The 17,292-nt window shown below is 46.0% G+C and carries 13 protein-coding genes and 5 pseudogenes; 12 read left to right on the top strand and 6 right to left on the bottom strand.

Annotation, left to right across the window (positions count from 1 at the left end):
* Positions 1–72 precede the first annotated feature (72 nt).
* The 4 genes and pseudogenes from FN082_RS03630 to FN082_RS30430 all read right to left on the bottom strand — a co-directional run.
* The gene (locus tag FN082_RS03630; protein WP_208436568.1) at positions 73–3,474 is read right to left on the bottom strand and encodes an AAA family ATPase; all 3,402 of its coding nucleotides are present in this window, start codon (positions 3,472–3,474) and stop codon (positions 73–75) included.
* 14 nt (positions 3,475–3,488) lie between these two features.
* A complete protein-coding gene (locus FN082_RS03625; protein WP_142981168.1) occupies positions 3,489–5,072 on the bottom strand; it encodes a hypothetical protein in 1,584 nt (527 codons plus the stop codon).
* On the bottom strand, positions 5,056–5,994 hold the full coding sequence (locus FN082_RS03620) for a helix-turn-helix transcriptional regulator (RefSeq protein WP_109241243.1): 939 nt from the start codon (positions 5,992–5,994) through the stop codon (positions 5,056–5,058). The genes FN082_RS03625 and FN082_RS03620 overlap by 17 nt, the downstream gene beginning before the upstream one ends.
* Positions 5,995–6,116: 122 nt before the next feature.
* A pseudogene (locus FN082_RS30430) lies at positions 6,117–6,206 on the bottom strand (hypothetical protein); the annotation flags it as partial.
* A 65-nt stretch (positions 6,207–6,271) separates the two neighbouring features.
* Between FN082_RS30430 and FN082_RS03615 the strand changes: the two are divergent.
* Both FN082_RS03615 and FN082_RS03610 read left to right on the top strand, forming a co-directional pair.
* A pseudogene (locus tag FN082_RS03615) lies at positions 6,272–6,544 on the top strand (IS66 family transposase zinc-finger binding domain-containing protein); the annotation flags it as partial.
* A gap of 458 nt (positions 6,545–7,002) precedes the next feature.
* Entirely contained in the window at positions 7,003–9,858 is a 2,856-nt protein-coding gene (locus tag FN082_RS03610) for a UvrD-helicase domain-containing protein (protein WP_109241244.1), read from the top strand.
* A 156-nt stretch (positions 9,859–10,014) separates the two neighbouring features.
* On the opposite strand, the pseudogene FN082_RS03605 reads toward FN082_RS03610, so the two are convergent.
* A pseudogene (locus FN082_RS03605) lies at positions 10,015–10,230 on the bottom strand (integrase core domain-containing protein); the annotation flags it as partial.
* A 1,001-nt stretch (positions 10,231–11,231) separates the two neighbouring features.
* Here FN082_RS03605 and FN082_RS03600 point away from each other — a divergent pair.
* The 10 genes and pseudogenes from FN082_RS03600 to FN082_RS03555 form a co-directional block, all read left to right on the top strand.
* Positions 11,232–12,056, top strand: coding sequence for a DUF932 domain-containing protein (locus tag FN082_RS03600; protein ID WP_109241245.1), 825 nt, complete (start codon positions 11,232–11,234; stop codon positions 12,054–12,056).
* Between the two features lie 23 nt (positions 12,057–12,079).
* A complete protein-coding gene (locus FN082_RS03595) occupies positions 12,080–12,310 on the top strand; it encodes a DUF905 domain-containing protein (protein ID WP_235892114.1) in 231 nt (76 codons plus the stop codon).
* Positions 12,311–12,389: 79 nt separating this feature from the next.
* Positions 12,390–12,833, top strand: a complete 444-nt coding sequence (locus FN082_RS03590) for an antirestriction protein (RefSeq protein ID WP_142981166.1) — start codon at positions 12,390–12,392, stop codon at positions 12,831–12,833.
* 11 nt (positions 12,834–12,844) lie between these two features.
* Positions 12,845–13,324, top strand: coding sequence for a RadC family protein (gene radC, locus FN082_RS03585; protein WP_142981165.1), 480 nt, complete (start codon positions 12,845–12,847; stop codon positions 13,322–13,324).
* A gap of 13 nt (positions 13,325–13,337) precedes the next feature.
* Complete coding sequence (locus FN082_RS03580) at positions 13,338–13,559, top strand: DUF987 domain-containing protein (RefSeq protein ID WP_142981164.1); 222 nt, start codon at positions 13,338–13,340, stop codon at positions 13,557–13,559.
* Between the two features lie 21 nt (positions 13,560–13,580).
* Positions 13,581–13,943: a type IV toxin-antitoxin system YeeU family antitoxin gene (locus FN082_RS03575; protein ID WP_142981163.1), complete on the top strand. Its 363-nt coding sequence runs from the start codon at positions 13,581–13,583 to the stop codon at positions 13,941–13,943.
* Positions 13,944–13,999: 56 nt separating this feature from the next.
* On the top strand, positions 14,000–14,386 hold the full coding sequence (locus FN082_RS03570) for a TA system toxin CbtA family protein (protein ID WP_029504116.1): 387 nt from the start codon (positions 14,000–14,002) through the stop codon (positions 14,384–14,386).
* Between the two features lie 86 nt (positions 14,387–14,472).
* Positions 14,473–15,318 carry a DUF4942 domain-containing protein gene (locus FN082_RS03565; RefSeq protein ID WP_142981162.1) on the top strand — a complete coding sequence of 282 codons (846 nt, stop codon included), beginning with the start codon at positions 14,473–14,475 and terminating at the stop codon, positions 15,316–15,318.
* 143 nt (positions 15,319–15,461) lie between these two features.
* A complete protein-coding gene (locus tag FN082_RS03560; protein WP_065889567.1) occupies positions 15,462–16,259 on the top strand; it encodes a helix-turn-helix transcriptional regulator in 798 nt (265 codons plus the stop codon).
* Between the two features lie 327 nt (positions 16,260–16,586).
* A pseudogene (locus tag FN082_RS03555) lies at positions 16,587–17,174 on the top strand (tyrosine-type recombinase/integrase); the annotation flags it as partial.
* 9 nt (positions 17,175–17,183) lie between these two features.
* Here FN082_RS03555 and FN082_RS30115 read toward each other — a convergent pair.
* Positions 17,184–17,292, bottom strand: a pseudogene (locus FN082_RS30115) (integrase); the annotation flags it as partial.

Genomic DNA, 17,292 nt, shown 5'->3' with positions numbered 1-17,292 from the left:
GCTCCAAGTTTTGTATTGAATGTATTTATTAAAAGGACGCTTGTAAACGCCCTTTTAAACAAATAGTTAACTTTAGCGAGCTTTATTCCAAAGCATGGAAGCAAATCCTGAGGCTTTTTCAGACTTTTCAATTTCTAACTCAGATATCAGGTTGCGAATGTTAGTTAATTTATCAATGTTATGTTGCACACCTTTGTTATAATTAAGCTCTTCAATTGTTTTTGGGTCTATAATTAAACCTTTACTGGAGGTGGTATATTTGCACTGATTTGATAATCTTTTATTTTCCAGGTTTTGGATTTCAGAACGGTATAAGTCTCGTAACTCAGTAGAGAGCTTAGGATTCCTGGTGATATTTTCTTTTGCTGTTTTTATAGTGCGAATTGTGCTTGAAGGGTTATCGATTAAATTTAAAAGAACATCAAGGACTTTACTGTCGACGAGTATATCCTGTGATGAGGGTAATATACCAATATTAGCCGCTATTTTCTTTAATGCGTAGGGGTTTCTTTGGGCGGACTGGATAAAGTAATGTTGAAAAAACTCGGGGAGGTTTGGATTATTCATATATAATTTGTGCGCGTGTGAGTTATAGTCTGTTACTTCCCTGCCCATAAATTCAGATTTAATCTTACTATAGTCAAATGAAGAAATTGAAGGATTTGATAGCAACAAGAAATGAAAATCAGGATTCGATGCTAAGGTCTCAAAAACAACTGGAGATATGCCCGGATTGATACTAAGTCCACGTCTTAATTCATCCGCATCATTATCCTCACAGTTCAAATAGTTAATTTGAGCAGATTCGGGCAAAGCAGGGTTTTTCGATAAAACCTTATGCAACCTCCTGTCTTCCATATCAAAAATTGCGAGGCATGCATCACGGGTAATGTTTGAATTATAAGCAAGGGATAGTATAAGATTACGTTTACCACTTTCAATAATTCTGTTTTGTATACTTTCAGTAATCGAATTATTTTCAGCGATTATTTCTTGTATTGACTCGTCTCCTTCAATGAATAAGTGTTCCTGTGTTTTTTTGTCAAGATGTGCATTGCTGGCCAAAATAGACCTAATTGTGGAACCACATTTTATGGCTAATATATCTTGGGCTTCTAAACACAGCGTAGGATTCCTGGCAAACTCAGCCAGGGCGGAAATATTATTGATGGTTTGTGCGAATTTTATCTGAACTATATCAGGAAGGTTAATTTTACTTGCTATTTCTATCAAGGTAGCAGGCTTAGTGCTTTTTATTTCAAGCAACAATGCGTCTGATTTACTATCTTTACTCTTGCATTCAAATTCGGATGAGTCATTTAATAAAGTTTCTTCGAAAGCTCGAACTACAGCAGGATCCGTATCAAAAGCTAACCTTTTTTTGTTCAACTCCGTAATTGATGCATTTCTGGCTAAGGAAACTCTTACTCGCTTGTCCTCAATAAGGATATTTTGATGTGCCTCGCTTAGGGTTGGATTTGACGCCAGTGCATTTTTCAATGCTAGTGTGCCAGAATTGACGTATTCATCACGAATACTGTCAGCGCAGTTAATATGACGTAATACAGCCTGATTAAGCGCACTATCTTTAACAGCCATTAATCCATCGAGCACCACAGCACTACAATATTCCCCCTCAGCTATAGACAGCATGATATCTTTACTTAATTTTTTTCGCTCTATCAGGGATGTTAAAAGGTTGGCCGGCGCATTCTGGTGAACACAGGCTGCTTTAAGTATTTCCTGGTCCTTTTTATCATCACTTTCTGAACCCGTAATACACTTCGATAACAATCGTTGGGTACAGCCCGGATTTTTAAACACGGCTAAACGAACTGGCGCATAAGTATCTTCCGAGAGTTTTTCGAGAAGATCTTCCGTGCACTCCTCATTCTCAGCAACTTTCAATCGTTCGACATAATTATCATCATCCGCTTTGGCAATCATTTGTGAGACGCTCAGGCCATCTATGTGCGATGCAGCCTTAAGCTTCATTTTATCGAACAGCGTCTCATATTTACTTACCTGGTCCCTCAACGTTTCGCGCAAAGGTACAGTTGCTTTCAGGGCTCTGCTGAGTCTTTGGAAATCTAAATCCTCACCATCAAGGAAAGCATTTTCACGTGCATCATTTACCGCATTATGAATATCGGCACCAGCAAAATTCCGACTCTGCGAACCCAACTGATGCTGCTGTTCAGTCGTTAACATATCCCAGGCTTTCTTAAGATGAATTCTGAGGATTTCTTTTCTTTCGGATATATAGGGAAATCCGACATAGAACACCTCGTCAAATCGCCCTTTGCGCAACAGCTCAGGAGGTAAGGCGGTCACGTTGTTTGCGGTTGCCACCACGAAAACAGTACTTTTCTTTTCCTGCATCCATGTCAGGAAATAACCAAGAAGCCTTGACGTCACTTCTGAGGCGTTCGATGAGCCTATACCAACGAAAGCCTTCTCCAGTTCGTCCACCCACAGGATACATGGGCTGATTGATTCGGCCATTCCCAGGGCTCGTCGCATGTTGTGTTCACTTTCGCCCACATATTTGCCGAGTAGCGAACCAATATCTAACCTCAGCAAGGGCAATTCGAACAAACCGGCAACAGCTTTAGCAGTGAGAGATTTACCACATCCCGGCATCCCGGCTACGAGCACTCCTTTAGGCGGCTGAATGCCAGCTTCCTCTGCTTCCGCAAGCCGGAGGAAAACCGCAGCCTTACGCTTAAGCCAGTCCTTCAGATTTTCCAGACCACCGATATCCTCCATGCTGTCCCTGACCCTGACCATCTCAAGTACGCCACCTTTGCCAATTATTTGCTCTTTTTCCTTGAGCAAGGTCGACACTGCTTGTTCATCAAGCGTACCGTGAATATTCAATGCCAGCATCAGCGACTGGTCAATCTGGCTGAATGTCAGCCCCGTAAGTGTGGTACTGACCCTGTTTAATAGAGCCTCTGGCACTTCGAGCACGTGAGATTTGGCAAAGTCACAGGCTCTACTTTTTATGGCATCTTTTTGCGGAAGAGGGATTTCAATAAGCTTCATCAGCGGTTCAAGCAGGTCGGAAAGTTCGGCATGCTCATCAATACAGACTACGCAGCTCTCGCCCTGATGATGGCGCCGTAATCTCATCAGAAACTCCCGAAGCCTTACCACAGCCAAAGGCGAAGCGGCAAGGACACTTCGTATATTACGGAACACATAAATTGTATTTTCCGGATCATCATCCACCAGCCCGGACAGCATGGTTTCGAAACCGGGGGCATGCTGGGTTAACTCCTGTACAGGTCTGCGTGTTTTAAAATCAACCCATCCCCACGCCAGGTTCCATTCTCTTAAGACAAGACCTGACTCTCTGGAGAAAGCCGTTAAAAGCTGGTCAGTCCGTTCTTCTTCACTACTTTGCAAATAAAAGCCGGTATTTCCCGCTTTTAACCAGGAAACAAGACGTTTTTTTAATAAATTATCCATCAAGTCAGGTCCTGTTAACTGAACAAACTGATAATAGAATTAAAAGCATTTGATACACTCTGTCCAACAGCGCTTGCTGTGTTACCGATGGAAGAAGCTACTGACTTAACGAGGGATTTAGACGCCGTGTAGATTTTATCTCCTATCGTACTCCCCAACATGCCACACGCTATCCCGCCAACCATTCCGCCAACAAAAGTTCCTACTGGACCAAAAATGGTTCCAATTGTGGCGCCTAAAGTCACGCCAGTATCGGCTCCGGCTATACCTGCAAGCGTAGTGACCGTTGTACTGCCCATGCGATCCAGGGCTTCTTCTTTTGAAATCTTACCCATGGCAAGGTCGTGTATATTTTTCAGGTTCTCGACCGTAACAGTCCCGAGCATAGCCAGACGTCCGACCGGGGAGTTTTTCATCACCTGGCCTAAAAATCCTTTTTTGCATGCAACAGTTAATCCACCTGAAATAGCTACCGTCAGCAATGCTCCACCTGCAGTGGTAACCGATGAAGTGACAAACTCACGAATGTCCTCCTGAGCAGAGTTGTTCTCTTTGCCTGTCAAGTGATTCCAGATCCTGCGGCCAGAAATTCGGGCCGCCTGAAAAGCGACGCCAAGGCCTGCGGAAATGAGGGCAGTTTTTCCTAACTCCTTGCCAATAGTTTTGCTGTCGGCAACGGCCCAGTCGATATCTGTGGCCTTCTTTTCCTGATGGGCTCTTTCACGTTGCTTAACGGCTTCTTCTTTAGAAAGCGGCGTGGATTTGATGCCATCATGCTCAATGACTTCAACAGATTTACGTGTCATCCCTTCTGACTGATTCTCAGGGACCAATGATCCCTGACCACGATAATCACCTTTCTCAAAGGCCGTCTGAGTCGCATTAGCATCTGCGCAGTATTTCGACTGATAACGGCGCACAACTTTACCATTAGCGTCTTTGATCTGAATATCTACAGAGTTTTTATTGTAAACATTCCCTGGATTAATGACCAGCTCAGCTCTTGATGATGACCCCGCAGCTTTTGCATTCACATTAAAGGTATTGACGTGATGAACTTCAGCAATGAATCCATCAAGATTGGGGTTCATATTAATCATGCCATCAGTACGGAAAATGGCCGTTGCCATTTTTTTGTTCGCTTCATTCAGAGCCTCATCAATGCCCCGGGCATAATCCCTGACACTGAGAACGCCGTGACACTTAGCCGAATTTTCCAGTTGCTTAGCTAGCCAGTTATTACGGCTCTTGCCCTTTTCTAGGCTAATTGTCAGGGATTGAGCTAATTCACGCTGGCGATTGACCGTACTGATAATCTCTTTGGCATCTTTGACAAGAAGGGTATCACTTTCCCAGAGTTCGGCATGTTTACGAAACTGAGCAACCAGCCAGGTTTCGGGCTCTGCGTCCGGATGCTGGCTGATCTGATGAGTAAATTCTTTTAAAACGATGGCAGTGGCCACCAAATCACTACCATCATGAACCAGTTCCAGGTTGACATCGTCCGCCAGATTTTCCAGAAACGACTCATCGAAGAGATGTGATAAATCTAATACCGCTGGTGCAGCCTTATCTAAAGTCTCATTTACAGCCATCATTTTGCTCCTTATTTATTTCTTCTGGGGATGAGAACAGGTTAAGTGCTTCATTCAGTTGCTGTATGAGCACCGAGTGTAAGGTTTGAGGTGAAACAATTCTCAGATGAGGCAACCAGTAGCGTATCCACGGCAGCAATTGTCTTTCATCGGCTATCTCACAAATAACTTCAAGACTGCCGTTATTATGGTGCTGAGTAATGACTTGGGAAGGCAAAACATTTCGACGTAAAAAATAATGGGCAACACTGGCATCGACATGCAGTGTGACGGGAAACTTATTCAGGCTAAACCAGACATCATCTTCCTGCTCAATACACTGCTCGATATATTTTTCAGGCACGAACGTTCCATCTTCCCGTTTTAACCAGGAGATGCCGCTTACCAGGAAGCTTTTCGGTTTTTGCTCTTCAACGGCCACCAGGTACCAGATATTTTTTGAATTAACCAACCGATACGGCTGAACGAGGCGTGATTTGTTTTTATAGTGAAAAGAGCAATATTTGTGCGAATTAATTGCCTGTCGCAGCAAGCCAAAAGTCTGGGAAAAGTTACTTTTATCCAGATATTCAGGGGACATTGTTTTTACTGAGAATTCGTGATGCTGATCGTCTTTGAGAAGAGAGGACCAGAATCCAGCATTCTGGCCGGCAAAGATTTCAGCAGCGCCAGAAATTTTAATCAGGTGGTCAATATCGCTCATCAGCAAGGATTGACGGAACTCAGGAGAGAGGCGGTAATTGTCTCCACCGCTATGCTCTATTAAGGCGCTGAGGCGATTCAAATCACGAAAGATTGTACGAGCAGATACATGGAATTTTTCTGCCAGTTCGACACGGCTTACCTGACTTTTCTGATGCAACTGGATGATGATCTCAGCCAGTCTGTTCGCGAGCTTCTCACTCGCTCCTTTCGTCGTATTCACGGTTTCGTCCTTGCCAGAAGAAGAATGAGATTATCCTAGCCTGGGGTAATGACAGGATGTGTCAGTGTAATTCCGGAACAGGCATAAATGTTTGATTAGTGTCATATTGAACCGCCCCGGTTATTGAGCATCCCGCCAGCAAAGCGGTGACCGGCGAAATCGCGCTCGTACATCGCCTTGTAAACTTCGTTGTCCTGATTGTCAGAGCCAATCAGGACAACGACAGCTTAATGCCAGACGACTGTCCATGGTCACACAACGTTATGACCGCCTCGCAACCTGCTGTCCGGAATGCGGCAACGACATGGAGTACCTCAGCGAAGTCGGTGCGGAGCAACAGGAACTGGTCTCCAGCGCCCTGAAAGTGACCCGCACGGTCAGGATGAAAAAGGCCTGCATCCGATGCGACTGCATCGGTGAAGCCTCTGCGCCATCACGTCCCATCGACCGTGGCATAGCCGGACCGGGCCTGCCGGCCCGCGTGTTAACGGGCAAGTACTGTGAACACACGCCACTGTATTGCAAGACTGAAATCCTGGCGCGTCAGGGGGGCTGGCTGCCTTAGTTTCACTGCCGAAAGTCAAAGATAATAATAGCCGTAGTGATGGCGGAAAACTTGTCGGACTGACGGGGATTGTCAAAGGAGGCGCATCTATCGGTACTGAAGCCCGACGGATTATCATAGCTGAGCTAAAGAAACTCATACCGTTCACAGCAGTTCAACGCGTTGCTCTAGACCACTATACTGAGCGTGGAACGCTACTGTACAGCCTGGTCGGGACGTGCAAACTGAACAGCGTGTACCCAGAAAGCTACACGCCATAGCTGACTGACCGGTCAATCAGGTGAGTGAACTGCTCCCCTGGCGCGTAGCGCTGTCAACTGAATAACACATCCCCGTCAATACGGTTCTCGCTGGACGCTTACAATCAGGTGGGTGTTGCGTAAAAAAATAATGTCAGAGAGAATGGAGGAAATGAATAGATTGCGCAACTAAGTGAAACTTTGATGAATGAAGTCAGTTCTGTACAGGTTAACTTCCTTGGTAAACTTTTTAGAAAACCCTCAGTCAATTCGACTTCAGAGACGTTATGGTTTTCCCTTCAGGGTAAAGAAGTGGCCCATTACCCTCTCAGGGCGATGCGTTCGTTTGCGCATGTTGATGAGTCGGTGCTGGGAAGTCAGTTGCGTTTTCGTTCCGATGGTACTGAGATTAAAACCGGATTTTTGCAAAAAAGAGCAACAGCAAATTTTCTGAGGTTTATCAACAAATCTGTCTCAGAACATATTCAGGATTACCTGAGAACATGTTTTTCTGAATTTGATGCTTTAGTGATTAACCATTACCCACGAGACACCTGGTCAGAGCAGATTGAAAGCATGCTGTCAGAACTGCACCAACATTACATGGTGCAACCTGAAATCTGGAAGACGTATTTACCCGCTTCGGTTATTGAGAGGATTGAGGCGATGGTAAAATTCTATCCATTGGATATGGCATCCCTACGTGAATATCATGAAAGCTACCAACTTTATAAACGTGAAGCATTCTTTGATGTTGTGGAAGCGAATCCTCTCACAGCTGAGCAGCGATTAGGTGTTTTAAGGTCTAATGACCGTAATATGGTTTTAGCCGCTGCGGGCACGGGGAAAACATCCGTTATGGTTGCTAAAGCTCTAGACCTGATCGACAGAAAACTCGCTGAACCTTCTGAAATTCTTGTTCTTGCTTATAACAAGGCTGCAGCAAGTGAGCTGAAAGAACGTCTGGAAAGCAAAGCTATTAATGGAAATGTAACTCTGGTCACCAAACCCTATATTTCCACTTTTCATGCGTTGGGCAGACAGATACTCAGAGATGCAAGTATTTCCACTCAGATGAGTGTGTTTGCTGAGGATAACTATAAACTTAAACAGTGGGTTACAAAATGGATTTATGAATATATCAGCGCCGACCCAGCGCGCGTTTTTGATTTGATTGAGCTGACGACCCCGCCCGTCGATGCTATGCAGTTCAATACGAAATCGGAGTATGAAAAATATCTACGTGATAATGATTTCAGAACGCTGGGTGGCGAAAAGGTGAGAGGTTACCAAGAACTTTTGCTGGCTAACTTCATGCATGTTAACAAAATAGAATATGAGTATGAATCACCGTATGTAACGAAACGGCGGCTGGAGCTGGGGTTCGACTACCGTCCCGACTTTCACATTAAAGATACAGATATTTATATTGAGCACTATGGTACTGACCGGAACGGGAAAACTCGACCAGACATTGATGCCAGCCAGTACAGTGAAATTAAAAATAAAAAGCGCGCTCTCCATGAAGAGTGTGGAACTACGTTGATCGAAACATTTCATTTTGAATGGCAGGAGAAAAATTTACTACCAGCATTTAAGACTAAACTAGCTGCGGCAGGGGTCAGTTGTGATCCTATGAGCCCACATGAAATTTTTGAAAAATTGAACCAACAGCAGGAGTTAGGAAGTTGGGCTGAATTGATGACGAAAGCTCTCAAGTCAATCCGCGTCGAAAGGTTAGATAAAAAAGGAATATTAGAGCGTTTAACATCGGCGAAAATATTTAATGCTGAAAAATATACCGAAATATTAGATGAGTTGCATAGTGGTTATATTTATGAGCTCAAGCATCAGAATGCAATTGATTTTGATGACATGATCATCAGGGCGATAGAGGTTATTGACAATGGGGCATATATCCCCCAATGGAAATATGTTCTACTTGATGAATTTCAGGATGTTTCTGCTGCCAGAATGGAATTCATTCAGTGCATTTTAGCAAAAGGTCCTACACCTTCTCTGACTGTTGTCGGGGATGACTGGCAATCCATTTATCGGTTTTCCGGCGGTAAACTGGAGCTAACTACACGCTTTGGGGATCTTGTTGGTCATTGCACGTTAACCAAACTTCAGAAAACGTTCAGGTACAACAATAGCATAGCCAAAACTGCCGGGACTTTCATTATGCAAAACCCCGAGCAGTATAAAAAGGAGATTGATACTCATCATAAAGTTGAGGAGCCTCAGGTTTATCTTCTTGATGATAAAGTCGGTGTTCAAAGGAGTTTATGCGACAAAGCGCTGGAGGTGGTAAAGAAAATAAGGCAGCACGAACCCACCGCATCGATAGCTATTATCGCTCGCTATAATTACCTATTAGCAGAAGCCAAACAGGCTGTATGGGGCGCTGAATTTAAAGAAAACATATTATTCTGGAGTTTTCATAAATCGAAGGGGCTTGAAGCGGACTATTGTATTTTGATTGGCTTTTCTCAGGGGAAAACAGGCTTTCCTAACGAAAACAGAGATGATGCTGTCATCGAAGCGCTGTTACCCTCTCTGGACACCTTCCCGCATTCTGAAGAGCGGCGCCTCCTGTACGTGGGTATCACGCGTGCAAGGCACAAGTGCTACATCATTGCCGATCCAACAGCACCATCTGACTTTATTACCGAGCTTCTTACGCCAAAATACGATTTGCAAATCGTCTCTGATACCTTCAAAGAGCAGTATCGCAAAATGTTTAAGTGCTCATACTGCGAGCCAGGCTACCTTCGACTGGTAAAGGGTAAGTTTGGAGATTATTACAGTTGTAGTACTGGACTGGGATGTACAGTAGGAAAGGCAAGGGTATGTGAAAAATGCGCTGCACCTTCATTTGATATGCGAAGTTACAGCCAATGCAATAATCCTGCGTGTGATAACAAAATGAAAATATGTGAAAAATGTGGCAGGCCTATGAAATTAAAGCAGAGTAAGTTTGGAGAGTTCTGGGGGTGTAGTGGCTATGGAATTAAAGACGACCAATGTACTCATAAATCAATATTAGGTCTGACTTGATGATACGTATTAAATATTAATCGGTTAGCTTTGAATCGAAAAAATGGACTGCTTTGAGCGAGAGGTAGACATAATGTAAGTACACCCGTTTTAGTTCCACGCACTTTTTGAGATTTCCGGATTTTGACCCTGGCCCAAATTCAGTGCAGTGCTAAATCAGAGATCCTCGTCTTTCCGGAGACTTCGGATGAATTCATCCGAAGTCAGGTTATTCAGGGATTCATGGGGGCGCTCGCTGTTATATTCTGGCAGCCAGCGTGCTTTAACTTTTCGTGTTTCATTCAGTGTTCTGAACAGATAAAAATCCAGTGTTTCGGGTCTGTATGTCCGGTTGAATCGTTCGATAAAGGCATTCCGCGTTGGGTGGCTGGGTCTGAAAAGCTCCATCCCTGGGATATTCTGATTATGTTAAATATATGAATGTAGGAAAGTTGAATGTTGTAAATTCTGTTAAGTAATTGATGGAGATATAGGGGTAATTAATAGATTTATGCCCCGTGAATGGGTAGGCATGCTCGACAGATCAATGGTTACATTTTCCGATTTGTGGTTAATATTTTTTAAAAATAAATGTTGAGTATAATTTTAAAGGCAAGGGCACAGTTCCATTGAGGTCAGTGTTAAATACGAAGTCAGTAATATATATTGCATCCCTTTTAGTTTTAATGAACATGCTTTCGCTCAATGAAAAATGTTGTAATGCAATAAGCTATCTTGACTTTAGAACCGTCAGATATCACACTTTCAAAAGTGTAGTGACAAAAGGGGGAAGAAATAAATGTTCACATCTTCTTTTTATTCATCAGACTTCGTCATCTGATAAAAGTAAGTTATTTGTTGGGGGGTGTATGAAAAAAATGATAAATCCTTCTCCGAGAAACCCCTTGTCTTTCTTTACAAACCACCTGAGGGGGATGTTCTGGATACTGAAAATGCAACGTGGAGAATTCATATTCTCTCCACCGCTATGCGCCAAACGACGATGTTAATTCTGTACTAAAAACCAACATTTATAATGAACCCGAAAATATTAAAATCCAGAATCTCAATTCTGAGTTGAAAAGTAAAATAAAATAAGGGGGTGCAGGCAACATGCATAAAAATTCAGGAATACATAATCTATCTGTATAACAGAGACTGGTTGGTGCAAACTTAACTTCGGTCAGGATGACGATGAGCAGGTGAGTGGTAATATTATCCCTCATCGCATCTTGTTTGACTGAGAAAAGCGGGTTCCCACGAATTAACTCGCTCCGGCATCGGTTTCGCAGCCTCTGAGAGCAATACTTGTTTTTATATCAATCAGAAATAAAGGCCATGTTCCGTAAGGGGCATGGCCTTTTCTTTTGTTTCTTTGAGAAAGGAAATTGACCATGAAATTAGCCAGTCGTTTTGGTCGGGTGAACCAGATACGCCGCGACCGTCCTTTAACACGTGAAGAGCTGATGACCCACGTTCCCAGTGTGTTCAGCGAAGAAAAGCATGAATCCCGCAGTGAGCGGTACACGTATATCCCGACTATCACCCTGCTCGACAGTCTGCAGCGAGAAGGCTTTGAGCCTTTCTTTGCCTGCCAGACCCGCGTCAGGGACCAGCGCCGACGGGAGCACACCAAACACATGTTGCGCCTGCGTCGTGCCGGGCAGTTCACCGGCCAGCAGGTGCCCGAAATTATCCTCCTCAATTCACACGATGGCTCATCCAGCTATCAGATGCTGCCGGGATTGTTTCGTGGTGTCTGTACCAACGGACTGGTCTGCGGGCAGTCATTCGGCGAAGTGCGGGTGCCTCATAAAGGGGATGTGGTGGAGAAAGTTATTGAAGGGGCTTATGAGGTTCTGGGGATATTTGACCGGGTGGAAGAGAGACGTGATGCCATGCAGTCGGCTCTGTTACCACCACCAGCGCAGCAGGCGATGGCGAGGGCGGCTCTGCACTATCGTTTTGGTGAAGACCACCAGCCCGTCACGACTGCTCAGATACTGACGCCACGTCGTTACGAAGACCGCAGTGATGACCTCTGGACGGTGTACCAGCGGGTGCAGGAGAACCTGATGAAGGGAGGACTGGCGGGTCGCACTGCACAAGGGCGAAGCAACCGTACCCGTGCTGTGAACGGTATCGATGGCGATGTGAAACTTAATCGTGCGCTGTGGGTGATGGCAGAGAATATGCTTGACCTGCTGGGACAGGCATAACTTCGATGCGGAGGAACATACCCGTGAACACCGAAACCCATCCGCAACTTCCCTCCGGCCCGTTTACCCGTGAGCAGGTCTCAGGCATCGCAGCGCAATATGACAACGTCGCCATTGAAGACGACCAGGGAACGCATTTTCGTCTGGTTATTCGTTGCGAAGGAGTGATGGTCTGGCGGGCATGGAACTTTGAACCTGAAGCCGGAGTGATGCTGAATCGCTACATTGCTCGTTATGGCATCCGCAGGTCCTGACCAGCCTTACCAGACTTCAGTCTCAGCCTTTCCCGCCAGCCCTGACCGGCTGGCTTTTTTATTTCCGGAGTCATTAATCATGAACAACGCATTAACGGATAACACCATTCCGACAGACACTCTTTGTGCCATACCTGTTAAAGATGAACAGCACCTTCGTTTCTGGCCTCAGCATTTTGGTCGTATCCCGGAGTGGATAACCCTCGAACCCCGCATCTTTGCCTGGATGGACCGGTTGTGTGCGGATTACAACGGTGGCGTCTGGGCTTTTTACACTCTCAGCAACGGTGGTGCTTTCATGGCTCCGGAAGAGAGTGAAGGTCCCTGGTCTCTGTTCAATATCCTGAATGGTAACGGCGCTGAAATGAGTGCTGAAGCTGCGGGTATTGCGGCCTGTCTGATTGCTTACAGCCACCATGCCTGCCGCACGGAATGCGATGTCATGACGGAACATTATTACCGTCTTCGGGACTACGCGCTGAACCACCCTGAGTGCAACGCCATTATGCACATCATCGACTGAGGTACTGCACCATGGAAAAACAGTTACCGTTGTTTGCATATGAACTGACAGCCTCCGCACAACAGACCATCCACGAGGCACTGACCCTGCTGGAGCGCCAGTTACGCGAACCCGGCGCATCGTTTACGTCCAGCAGCTCAGTTCGTGACTGGTTACGGCTCCAGCTGACCATGGAGGAAAGAGAGGCATTTGTTCTGCTGCTGCTGGATAACCAGCATCGGCTGATTACGCACGAAACGCTGTTCAAAGGCACCATCAGCCATACCGAAGTCCATCCACGGGAAGTGGTGAAAGCCTCCCTGAAATACAATGCGGCAGCGGTCATTGTCGCGCACTGCCATCCCTCAGGCCATGCCGAACCCAGCCAGGCTGACAGACGGGTGACTGAGCGACTGAAGAATGCTCTGGACCTTGTGGGTGTACGTCTTCTGGACCACCTCGTTATCGGCGGAATGGATATCGTCTCGTTTGCTGAACGGGGCTGGTTATAAGGGAGGATTAATAATGAAAATTATCAGTAAACGTCAGGCAATGGCGATATACCGCCAGCATCCACGGTCCCGGTTGTTTCGCTTCTGTACCGGCAAATATAAATGGTCCGGCAGTATCTGCCACTATGCCGGTCGCGAGGTGGACGATATCAGCGGTGTACTGGCCGTATTCGCAGAGCGCCGCCAGGACCGCAATGGCCCGTATGTCGTATTACGCAGCGTAAGCCTGAATTAATTCACGATTAAGGAGGACTACATGTTGTCGAAGAAAACCACACTAACAACGCATGATATCAGCGAACCCTGGTGGGGGCTCAGACGCAGTATCTCCCCGTGTTTTGGTGCCCGTCTGGTCCAGATGGGAAACCGCCTGCACTACCTGGCTGACCGCGCGAACTTTGATGGTCAGTTCTGCGATGCAGATTTGCGCCATCTTGACCAGGCTTTCCCGGTATTGATGAAACAGCTGGAGTTAATGCTCACCAGCGGTGAACTGAATCCCCGCCACCAGCATGGCGTCACGCTGTATGCAAAAGGCCTGACCTGCGAGGCCGATACGCTCGGTTCGCATGGCTACGTTTATATCGCGATTTATCCCGCTCCCGTCACCACAGAATAACACCGTACTACTTCGCCCTTCAGCAAACTACATCTTCCACTAAAGAGATAACGTTTATGCAAACGAAATTACCCTTCATGCGGGCGGCATCGTCACGTCCGTCTCCCGTTGATGTCTGGCAGACTCTCCTGACCTGCCTGCTGGAACACCACTATGGTCTCACGCTTAACGATACGCCGTTCAGTGATGAACTGGTGATTCAGCAACATATCGACGCGGGTATCTCGCTGGCCGATGCCCTGAATTTTATTGTTGAGAAGTATGAACTGGTCCGCACTGACCGGCCAGGCTTCAGCATCAGGGAGCAGTCTCCGTTTATTACGGCCATTGATATTCTCCGGGCCAGAAAGGCTACGGGGCTGATGAACCGTGGCACGTATAAAGAGGTGACGGCTATTACCCGAGGGCAACATCCGCAGGCCAGCACTTCAGGCAAGCGATGACTCGGAAAAAAAGAACCGCATCCCACAAGTACATCAACACCAGCCCTGAACGGCTGGTGTTTTTCTGACTATAAAGGAGAGAAATAATGGCCGGAAATAATGTTAATGAACCCGAAGTGTTAACCGGGCACACTGATGTGATTTGCTCCACCAGCATTGAACGTATTGTTACAGGCCGTAATGCTGCGCTGACACGGATTCAAAGCCTTATCAGTGAACTTGATGATATCTCCATTCTGACCCACGATATCGGCGGTGGTACAGCACAAGAGTGGGGAATGCGGGAGGGCCATCGCTACGATTGCTGGTTCACGGAAAAAACCGATAAAGCAATGAAAGCGATGACCCGCAATATTGATCGCCGCATCTGGCGAGAGCTGATGAATAAATCAGGCATGCTGAGCCTGATGGATGCTCAGGCGCGTGACGAGTGGCACAAAAGTCTGGAGAAAGACGATATCCCCGCGATCTCTGAAGACAATATCCTGAGTACCTTTCAGCAACTGCATCAGAGCAAATGTGAGGTATTTGAGCGTGGCGTAATCAATGTATTCAAGGGATTAAGCTGGGACTATGAAACCAATAACCCCTGTTATTTTGGCAAGAAGATTATCGTTAACAATCTGGTGAAGTACGACAAATGGGGTTATAGCCTGAGTTGGGGCTGGCGGCGTGACCAGTTAGCCGATCTAGAACGCATGTTGTTCCTGCTGGATGGTAAAACCATTCCTGATAACCGGCACGATGTAACTATCCGACTGATGAACTTCATTCGCGATAATCCACGACAGCAGGTATTCGGAGATGATCTCTTCACTATTCGCCTTTTCCAAAAGGGCTGTGGTCATATCACGTTTAAGCGTATGGATTTGGTAGAGAAGATGAACGATATCATCGCGAAGCACTATCCGGGAATGCTGGCTGCTAAGTGAGTGTAAAAGATCTTCGCTTTTGGGTAATGGTCTTTCAAATCTTCCACACTTATACCGAACATTCATCTGAAAACACATAAATGTGTTTTTACGCTTTTTTGTGTTTTAATGCTTGTCATCAATCTCATCAGAAGAGCGATACCATGATACAGAACAATATCAAACAGCTTCGTACCCAACTGTCGATCACTCAGCGCGAGCTGGCGTATATGGTCGGCACCAGCCAACAGCAAATCCAGCGTATAGAAACCGGAAAGGTCGCAGCAAAGCTAGGCCTTGCACAGACAATATGCAATGCCCTGGATAAGCCTTTAAATATCGTATTCCCGGAAAGTGATCAGTTGATTAATGACTTTCACAAGAAGCGCCGTAAAACTGATGAAGATCTTGAGACGATAGCCACAAGCGGTATTGAAATGGATAGCGGTCTCTGGACCGTAAAGCTTTGGCTTCAGGGACAACAGGACTATTTGTTGTTGCCCATTTCAGCTGCGGATAAGCGGAGGTTTTATTATTATTTTCAGGAAAAAAACGCTCCAAACACAGAGCGCTTCTTCGTTCTTGATTCTTCCGAGTATCGTTATGCGTTAAATATGCGCGAAGTGGTATTTCATCAGTTCCTGTCTGATGGCTTTGCTCCCATAATGAGCGAAGAAGAAGACGACTATGAAGACGATTATTTTAATGTCCATATCACCTTGGTGAACGGTGGCCCTGTGATTCCGCTGAGCGTTGAGCCTGATGCGCCGCAAAACGAAGAGGCGGATGATATCGGTCAGTTGAATGCGTTCTTTGAAAAACTGGACTGCGAGCCTGAAACGACAGATCGTTATATGCTAACCGACGAAGATGGGGAAGATGCTTTTATCCGCATTGGTTCTATTGCCATGGTGCGAGTCGTACTTGACGCGCTGGAGCCTGTGGAAGAAGATGAAGAATAGTTTTTAGCTGCTGTATTCACAGGGAATCGCGTTGAGTATACATGTGAGTATACACCGTGACCTCTTGTTTTTATAAATACATTTATTTCAATTGGTTATGTCATGAATCGCGGTGCGGCCTTCGCACCATCGGAACATCAATAGACGTCAACGGACGTCTTTTTTTGTGCCTGAAATCCAGTATCCGCAAGGCTTTCCTCGCTTTTTCACTCAACCTAAGTCAACCTGATTCAATCTACATCAACTTACTGATGCGGGTACATCTGCGGGTATATCGCGGTTCGATAATGTTTGTACCCACACAGAACCCTTGAAAGGATACTCATCATGGCTCTGAGTGATGTGAAAGTTCGTTCGGCTAAGCCTGAAGCAAAAGCCTATAAACTTACTGATGGCGACGGTATGGTTTTGCTGGTTCACCCTAACGGCTCCAAATACTGGCGGCTGCGTTATCGCTTTGGTGGTAAAGAGAAGATGCTGGCGCTGGGAAAATACCCCGAAGTCTCGCTGGCGGATGCCCGGGCACGCCGGGATGAGGCCCGTAAACTATTAGCTAATGGTGTTGATCCCAGTGAAAACAAGAAAGCTGTTAAGGTAGAACAGGAACAAGAGGCGATAACGTTTGAAGTAGTCGCCAGAGACTGGCACGCCAGCAATCAGAAGTGGTCTGAGTCTCATAGTGCTCGTGTATTGAAAAGCCTTGAAGATAATCTCTTTGCTGCTATCGGTAAGCGGAACATTGCGGAACTGAAGACTCGGGATCTTCTTGTCCCCATCAAAGCGGTGGAATCATCCGGACGACTCGAAGTCGCCGCCCGTATACAGCAGCGTACTACCGCGATTATGCGCTTTGCTGTGCAGAGCGGTTTAATCGACTACAACCCCGCGCAAGAGATTGCCGGTGCGGTTGTAAGCACCCCTGCTTCAGTTCCATGCACTTTTTGAGAGTTCCGGTTTTTCAGCCATCAGCCGGTACTCTTCCGGTGTCAGGTTATTCAGGGATTCATGAGGCCGCTCGTTGTTATATTCCATC

The organism is Klebsiella spallanzanii, from assembly GCF_902158555.1.
Lineage (GTDB): Bacteria > Pseudomonadota > Gammaproteobacteria > Enterobacterales > Enterobacteriaceae > Klebsiella > Klebsiella spallanzanii.
Note: the sequence above shows the minus strand (reverse complement) of the source record. Positions and strands in the feature narration are given on the sequence as shown.